The organism is uncultured Rothia sp., assembly GCF_916049665.1.
In the GTDB taxonomy this organism is placed as follows: Bacteria; Actinomycetota; Actinomycetes; order Actinomycetales; family Micrococcaceae; genus Rothia.
Map to the genome: position 1 here is coordinate 1 of NZ_CAJZIE010000075.1, position 8,569 is coordinate 8,569.

Sequence of the window (8,569 nt, forward strand, 5' to 3'; positions counted from 1 at the left end):
CGCAATACTCTTCCGAAGGTTTCACTGTCTCCTCAGACGGTTGACCCGTACCATGAGGGGAAATATAAAGTCACTATTTCTAACATTTCCCCGGAAGTTGATTTGGGGTACTACATTGGGTCAATCAGTGTTTATAGTAAAACCGCTCAAAAAACGATTGCCAACCTCAGCATTAATAGTGAACATTACTATGAACGTGACAAAATTGTGGTCCGTAACCCCGACGGCACCCAAACCGTAGAACTTGAAATTAATGCTGAGGATATTAAAGAGCTACAGGGCGTGTATTTGGGTTCCGAGGCGGAACTGAGGGTCTATTTCTCAGATAATCCTTACTACGGTTCAGAGATTCATAATTTTACGGTTACCGCACCAGTGCAGCTGGCGGATTCCCCTACCCCGTTGACCCCTCCCGCCCCTGCGGAGGATAAGAAACCTGACAACCCGGTTGGCATGAAGCTCACCTCGGGCACCCTCAACATTTCTGAGGGTGGTACTGTCTCTGTAACCACCGCGCCGCTGAGTGCCGAGTTCCGCGCGAAGTACACGCTGTATGAGTTCGGCATTGTGGAGCGCGGTGAGAATTACCTCTGGTCACGCTACGGCGATCGCCTTCCTGAGGCGCAGTACGGCAGCAAGGTTGCCAGCCTCCGTGCTGAGGGTAAGGCCCACGATAATCCTGACGGGAGCGTCACGTTCACTCTTGACATTCCGAAGCAGTGGATGATGGTTCCGGAGGGTACCCTCTTCGACGTGGTGCTGACCTACTACCCATCTAATCAATCGGAGCCGGACCCCTATTCTCCGTACGATGATCCTCGTAGCACGGCACGAATTCCCTTGCCCACGGTGCGCGACCCTGAGCCTGAACAGCCGACGTACCGCTACAGCATTTCGGCGATTGACAAGCCGTGGCAGGATACGACTCTGACGGTTGAGGGCTACCATATTCTTCCCCCGAATATCGTAGGTGGATACGACAGCCAGGCGTACGTCACTCTATACGAGGCAGACCCGGCTACGGGAAAGATTATGGGACGTCCTGTTTTCTCCCATATCATCCCGTTGACGGGCAACTGCTTGCATCACTGTACGGGTTTCCGCAATAACTATTTCGGCACGAAGATGACGATTCCGGCAGGTACGTTGAAGCCGGGTAGGCTCTACATGGTTGGCATCTACGGTTCTAATCTGCCTCACCCGGGTGAAGAGGATTATAGCGGTAGTCTGCTGACCAGCGTTGCGCAGTTCCTTCCGGTGCGTTCAGAGCAGCCGAGCGATAACCAGCCGAACCCTGACCAGCCTGTAGCGCGGCCGGACTTGTACATTCCGTATAAGCGCGTCAACCCGTATCAGGAGATGAATACTCTCACCGCACGCGTCTCGAATCTTCCGAAGCTTACCGAGGGCTATTACCGTTTCTCGGTTCAGGCAACGGATATTTTCGGCGAGCTGACCGGTGAGAAGGCTTTGGAGCAGGTTATTCCCGCTGAGCGCATCCACGATGGTGCTGCTGAGGAGACGCTGAACGTCCCCGGTAGCGCGCTAAATTATGAGGGATCGTACAAGGTTGTTCTGGAGAAGGTAACACCCGGCAAGGATGGTGCCGCAGATGCGGTCGAGTCGGTGGCTTCTGAAAATCTTGACCTCTTGGCGAATACTACCGAGGAGCAGAAGGCGGCTGTCGAGTGGGTTAAACAGCAGGCTCTTCTGGACGAGAGTAAGACTGTTTTGAGTCGCCGCGATGTCACGGTGGCACTGTACCGCCTGGCGGGCGCGCCTCATGTTGAGCTGCCTGCAACCAGCCCTTATGCGGATGTGGCACCGAGCGACCCGGACTATGCAGCGTACATTTGGGCTCGTCAGAAGGGCATTACCTTCGGCTGGGCGGACGGCAAGTTCCACCCGGAGGCAGCCCTTTCGACGCGTTCTGCGGTGGCGTTCCTGTACAGGTACCAGCGGATAATCACCCCGGCTCCTGCGCCGGAGTCGAGCAGTGTGCCGTCTTCGTCTGTGCCCAAGAACAGTAGCGTGCCGGGTGATTCTCCCGTCCGGGTTTCGCGTTCGCATTGGTCCGATTATGAGCGTACGGATACTGCATTCTGGCGGGAGTCGCTGTGGGCTACTCAGCAGTTCATCTGGGGTTATACGGATTATGATCACCGCTACGCCGAGGGATTCAGTTCGGATGCTGTTTCATCTTCGGAGTTCTCGGTCATGCTGTACCGCATGGCGCACGGCGGTAGTCGTCTTGGTTAGTTTCGGTGCGTGAGGGGGCTGGCGGGCTGTGTTCTTCGAGTTGTTGTTCCCGCAGGCTCAACAGCTAGACTTGTCCCGCCCCTAGCATCCTTTACAGGCACCGGTGAGGGGATTCGGGAGCGTTACCCGGTGGGAGTCTTCCCGCGAGTAGCGCCCCGGTTTCCCGACCCTTGATTTGCTCAACCTTTTCGCTCGCTTCACCTATTCACACTTCACCTGTTCGCTCGCTTCACTCACCGTATAGTTTTTTGTAGATGGGATAATGATGTCTTCATTCTTCACACCACGAGGCGCCCGGTGCCATTCCACCGCCCCGCGCCACCCGGCGAGCGCCCGCGCGCTCAGCCTGTCGCTACTGTTGGGTTTGAGCCCGCTTGCCGGTATCGCCCCGGCGGCGCTGGCGGCTCCCGAACACCCGGCACAACCGGCACAGGTTGCACCCGCTCAGGCAGACCCGGAACAGGCGACCCCCGCCTCCCCCGCCGCAGCTTTGAACCAGCGCCAGACAGAAAACCAGCAGAATCCTGTAGCCCAGGGCGAGCAGACCAGTTCGCTACCGACTTTGCGTGTCACCAGTGGCACGTTAAAAATTGAGACTGGCGGCACGGTGCATGTTGAAGGCACCGGCTTCACTCCCGAATTCTTGGCACACCATGAGCTGCGTAGCCTCATTATTGCCCCCAAGGGTTCCTCTACCTATGTGGGCCCTTACCAGGAGCCCACATACCAGGGGCCGCGCTTTGACGTTCCGGCGCCTGCCGCAGACGGGACTTTCAGCGCCGATTTGGATGTGTCTTCCAACGGTATACCTGCCGGCATGGAGTACGAAGTTATTTTGACCTACCGTCCGCTGGATGAGGCGCACCCCTATCAGTGGAGCACGGAAGATCGTATTCGCACAGCACTCGCCGTGACGAATGATTTTCCGCAGTCTGCTTTGCCTTCTATTACCTATGATGTGGATTCCATTTCTGAGGAGCAGATTAATTCCGGAAAACCGATTGAAATCAATATGACGGGTTCGGGTTTTGACGGGATGAATAAGCTAAGTTTTACTCTTGTGGAAATCGACCCGAATAATCCTGAAAGTTATCATCGTTATTTAGATTTCGAGGATTTAGTTCCTGCAGATTCTCCGTACTTGAAGCGGGTTTTTCATGGTCTGATTCCTAACGGTCATTTTCAGCGTAAGATTACGATTCCTGCCGGTTTTTTAAAGCCTGGTAAGGGGTATTATCTGAGCGTGGTTGGATCTTATCCCTCCGGGGTTGACTCTTCTCCCTTCGGCATTAACGCTATATCGCGCGATTTCCCCTTCATTCCTGTGGGTAAGAACCCCGCGAAAATGCCTTACCAGAGCAATACGTACCGCAATACTCTTCCGAAGGTTTCACTGTCTCCTCAGACGGTTGACCCGTACCATGCAGGGAAATATAAAGTTACTATTTCTAACATTTCCCCGGAAGTTGATTTAGGCTATTACGTCAAGTCCGTCGACATTTATAGTAAAACCGCTCGAAAGACTATCGTCGAAATTACTTACATTCCTTACTTTGATCATGACATTATTGTTGTCCGTAACCCTGACGGTACCCGCACCGTAGAACTTGAAATTGACTCTGCAGTCATCAAGGAGTTGCAGAATGTGTACCTTGGTTCTGAGGCAGAGCTGAGGGTAGCTTTCTCAGATTCTCTTTATGAGAAGGGTAGTCACATTTTTACGGTCACTGCGCCCGTGCAGCTGGCTGCTCCTCCGACCCCGATAAATCCTCCCGCATCTGATGAAGTGCGTTTGAGTGTCACCTCAGGTGCCCTCAATATTTCTGAGGGCGGTACTGTCTCTGTGACGACTGCACCGCTGAGTGCTGAGTTCCGCAAGAAGTACACGTTCTTCGAGTTCGGCATTGTGGAGCGAGGGAAGAACTACGAGTGGTCAAGCTACGGCAGTAAGCTACCTGAGGCCCAGTACGGTAAGAGAGTCGCTACCCTTCGAGATCAGGGGAAGGTTCATGAAAACCCTGATGGAAGCATTACGTTTACCTTTGATGTTCGCAAGCAAATCTTTGACGTCCCCGAGGGCACGCTCTTCGATGTCGTGTTGACGTTCTACCCGTCTGATGAAGCTGAGCCGGATTTGCGTTGGGACTCGACAGACCACCGTCTTACAGCACGAGCTTCTCTGCCGGTAGTGCGTGACCCTGAGCCGGTTCAGCCGACGTACCGTTACAGTCTCTCGGCAATTGACAAGCCGTGGCAGGATACGACTCTGACGGTTGAGGGCTACCATATCCTCGATCCTCATGCGGTAGGCGGTCATGAATCGGTTGCACACCTCACCCTCTACGAGGCTGACCCGGCCACCGGAAAGATTATGGGACGCCCTGTTTTCTCCGACATCATTCCGCTGACAGAGTGCGGACAACTTTGCGGCGGATTCCATAATCGTTATTTCAGCACGGAGATGACGATTCCGGCGGGTACGTTGAAGCCGGGCAGGCTCTATATGATTGGCATCTACGGTTCTAATCTGCCTCGTCCTGGCGAAGAGGAGTACAGCGGTAGCCTACTGACCAGTGTCGCTGAGTTCCTTCCCGTGCGGTCTACGCAGCCTAACCCTGACCAGCCTGTAGCGCGGCCGGATTTGTACATTCTGAATAAGCGCATCAGCCCGTATCAGGAGATGAATACTCTCACCGCCCGTATCTCGGGTCTTCCGAAGCTTACCGATGGTCATTACCGTTTCTCGGTTCAGGCAACGGATGATTCTGGCGAGCCAACTGGCGAGAAGGCCCTGGAACAGGTCATTCCTGCTGAGCACCTTCTGAGTGGTTCTACGGATGAGAAGCTGAATATTCCCGGTAGCTCTCTGAATTATGAGGGGTCTTACAGGGTTGTTCTGGAGAAGGTAATCCCCGGCAAGAACGGTGCCGCAGATACGGTCGAGCAGGTCACTTCTGAGGACCTTGAGCTCTTTGTAAGCTACACTGCGGAGCGGGAAGCGGCTGTTGAGTGGGTTAAGCAGCAGGTTCTTCTGGATGAACATAAGGCTGTGCTGAGTCGCCGCGATGTGACGGTGGCGCTGTACCGTATGGCGGGTGCGCCTCATGTTGAGCTGCCTGCAACCAGTCCTTACGCGGATGTAACCCCGGACGATCCGGACTACGCCGCGTACATTTGGGCTCGTCAGAAGGGTATTACGTTCGGTTGGGTCGATGGTAAGTTCCACCCGGAAGCGAACCTTTCGATTGCCTCGACGGTGGCATTCCTGTACAGGTACCAACGAGCGCTAGCCCCTGCGTCTTCGCCGGAGTCGAGCAGTTTGCCGTCTTCGTCTGTACCGAAGAGCGATACGTCAGATAGCAGTAATGTACCGGAGGAGTCTCCCACACGGGATTCACGTTCGCGGGTGCACTGGCCCGAGTATGAGCGTATGGATACTGCGTTCTGGAGGGAATCGCTGTGGGCTACCCAGCAGATTATCTGGGGATACGCAGAATATTATCGAGGCCACGGTGAGAATTTCAGCTCGGATACTGTTTCCTCTTGGCAGTTCTCACTGATGCTCTACCGCATGACACACGGCGGCAGTCGTCTCAAGTAGTTACCCTGAAGTAGTTATTTGAGAGTCGCCTCCTGCTGCCACGCAGCCTGATGCTGTGTTGCTTTACAATCGGTGGTGGCGGGCTGAAATTTTCGGGCTGATTCGCCCGGCTTTTCAGCCCGCCAGCACTTTCGCTAAGACGAACTGTGCACCCCCTTTTCTACTCAACTTTTCGTTCCTTTTCACCGTTCGTTTCTTCCCTTCCACTCAACGTTTTCCCTCACTCGCTTCAATCACCTCGCAAAAAACCACTGTGCAGAAAGCCACCGTGCCGAAAGCACAGTGCAGAACATTAGATGGGATAACCGTGTCTTCTTTCTTCCGACCAACCACAGCTCAGGGTGCTAAGACGCCCACCTTAAAAGCCCCTGCCCAAAATGCCCGCACTCTAAAGACTCAGGGCAAGAAGGCGATCAGCCTCTCCCTGTTGCTGGGCATGACCCCGGCTCTGGCGGTCACCCCTGCTGTGCATGCTGATGCGGCACCGGCGAAACCCGCACAGACTGCTCAAGCGGCCCCTGTTCAGGTAGGCGCCGCCTCCCCTGCCGCATCGTTGCAGGCAACCCCCGTAGCTGCCACCCCCGATGCCACAGCCACTGGTGTCAGCGATGCTGACAAGATTGATTTGAAGGTCACCACCGGCACCCTCAACATTTCTCAGGGCGGCACGGTGTCCGTGACGACTTCCCCGTTGACCCCCGAGTTCCGTAAGAAGTACAAGCTCTTCCAGTTCGGCCTCGTGAACCGTGGTACCGGTTACGAGTGGTCCCGTACCGGCGAGGCAACCCAATATCCTCTGTACCGCGGCAAGGTTGATCATCTTCGAGATGACGGTATCGTCCGCGACAACCCGGACGGGAGCCTCACCTTCACCTTTGAGGTGAAGAAGCAGACCATCCCGGCTACCCCTTCGCCTGCCCTTGACGTGGTGCTGACCTACTATCCGGCGGGCGAGCGCGAGCCGAACGCCGAGGAGTATGAGGACCCCCGCCTTACTGCCCGCACTCCGCTCAGCCTGACTCAGGACCCTGAGCCGGATCATACTACTTATGTGTACAGCATGCCGGCGATTGATAATCCCTGGGTTGATACGCAGCTGACGATTGAGGGCTACCATATTCTCTCTAAGCAGCTTGTTGAGCCGGGGAGTGCCCCAGCATATCTGATGCTGTATGAGGTTGACCCCGCCACGGGGTTGATGGTGGGCAAACCCGTTTTCACGCATGCAGTTCGTTATACGGATTGCGGCGAATACTATTGCTGGAGTTTCCTGAACAACTATTTCTCTGCGGATGTGACAATTCCTGCGGGCACTCTGCGACCGGGTAAGTCGTACATGATTGGCGTCTACAGCGGCCTCTTCCCGAATCCGGATGAGGAGAAGGTTCCCGGTAGCCTCTTGACGGATGTGGCCCCGTTTATTCCGGTGCGCTCGCCCAACTCGAATACCGAGGTGAAGGATGCCGCCCCGGTTCTGCGCGTTGAGCCGCAGCAGAGGGACCAATATTATTCTGACTCACCGCAGGTGAGCCCCTATTGGGAGAAGAATACGTTGCAGGTGCGTGCCGTGAACCTGCCGAACCTCACTGAGGGCCATTACCGCTTCTCGCTGCAGGCTACGGATGCTTCTGGCAATCTGACCGGTCAGAAGGCGCTGGAGCAGGATATTGCGGCTGACCGCATCCAGAGCGGTTACACGGAGGCGACCCTCACCGTTCCCGGTGAGGCGCTGAATTATCAGGGCGGTTACAAGCTGGTGGTGGAGAAGGTTCTTCCCGGTCAGGGTGGTGCCGCGGATTCTGTGCAGCAGGTTGTTTCTACCGACCTTGGTTTGGTGGTGAACGCGTTTGAGGAGCGTGAGGCTGCGAAGAGGTGGTACAAGGCTCAGCAGCTTCCCAAGTCAGAGCTCTATTATTCTGAGAATATGACGCGCCGTGATGTGACGGTGGCTCTTTATATGTTGGCGGGTTCGCCGAAGGTTGAGCTTCCGGAGACCAGCCCGTATCCGGATGTTCAGCCCAACGATCCGGACTACGCCGCGATTGTGTGGGCTCGTCAGCAGAGCATTACGTTCGGCTGGATTGATGGTAATTTCCACCCGGATGCGAAGGTTTACAATTCTTCGGCAGTGGCGTTCCTGTATAGGTATCAGAGGGCGCAGGGTAAGGTTCCTGCGGCGAAGCCTCGTCCTGTTTCTTCGGCGTCAAAGAAGAGTAGTCTGCCTGGTGGTTCTTCTGAACGCGGGTGGAATACTGTTCTTGGCTGGCAGTACTCGTTCCGTAAGGAGTCCCAGTGGGCGATTGATCAGCACATTTGGGGTTACATCAGTGAACAGTCTACCTATGAGGCGTATGTGCCGTCGTTTATTGGGCACACGGAACTCGCTACGATGCTGTACCGCATGGAGCACGGCGGCAGCCGTCTCACATAGTGTCCCGTTCTCGGTGTTAACTATTTTGGGTAGCTTTCGTCAAATAGGCGACTTTATGGCTCTGTTTATGTGCCACTTTTATTGTGGGTGACTTTTATGTTGCCTTGCCCACCGCATTGTGAATATTCTCAACCTGCAGAGGTTGCATAGGTGCGAATTTTTCGAATGCGGTGGGTTTTTTGCGCTTTCTTTTTTGTACAGTGACCAGGTATACTTTAAGTTTTAGGGTACATGTGCACAACGTGCAGGTTTGTTACATATGTATACATGTGCCATGT

At 54.9% G+C, this 8,569-nt stretch carries 3 protein-coding genes; all 3 read left to right on the forward strand.

Translation table 11 applies throughout. The features are described from left to right. The first annotated feature begins 207 nt into the window (after positions 1 to 207). The 3 genes from QZ540_RS07365 to QZ540_RS07375 all read left to right on the forward strand — a co-directional run bounded on the left by QZ540_RS07365 (position 208) and on the right by QZ540_RS07375 (position 8,291). Positions 208 to 2,259: an S-layer homology domain-containing protein gene (locus tag QZ540_RS07365; RefSeq protein WP_294628829.1), complete on the forward strand. Its 2,052-nt coding sequence runs from the start codon at positions 208 to 210 to the stop codon at positions 2,257 to 2,259. Between the two features lie 262 nt (positions 2,260 to 2,521). Then, complete coding sequence (locus tag QZ540_RS07370; protein WP_294628832.1) at positions 2,522 to 5,860, forward strand: S-layer homology domain-containing protein; 3,339 nt, start codon at positions 2,522 to 2,524, stop codon at positions 5,858 to 5,860. Positions 5,861 to 6,167: 307 nt separating this feature from the next. After that, positions 6,168 to 8,291, forward strand: coding sequence for a peptidase (locus QZ540_RS07375; RefSeq protein ID WP_294628834.1), 2,124 nt, complete (start codon positions 6,168 to 6,170; stop codon positions 8,289 to 8,291). Positions 8,292 to 8,569 lie beyond the last annotated feature (278 nt).

Bases quoted from the DNA above. Each gene is read 5' to 3' on its own strand.
- QZ540_RS07370 (WP_294628832.1), top strand. From the start codon at position 2,522: ATGATGTCTTCATTCTTCACACCACGAGGCGCCCGGTGCCATTCCACC.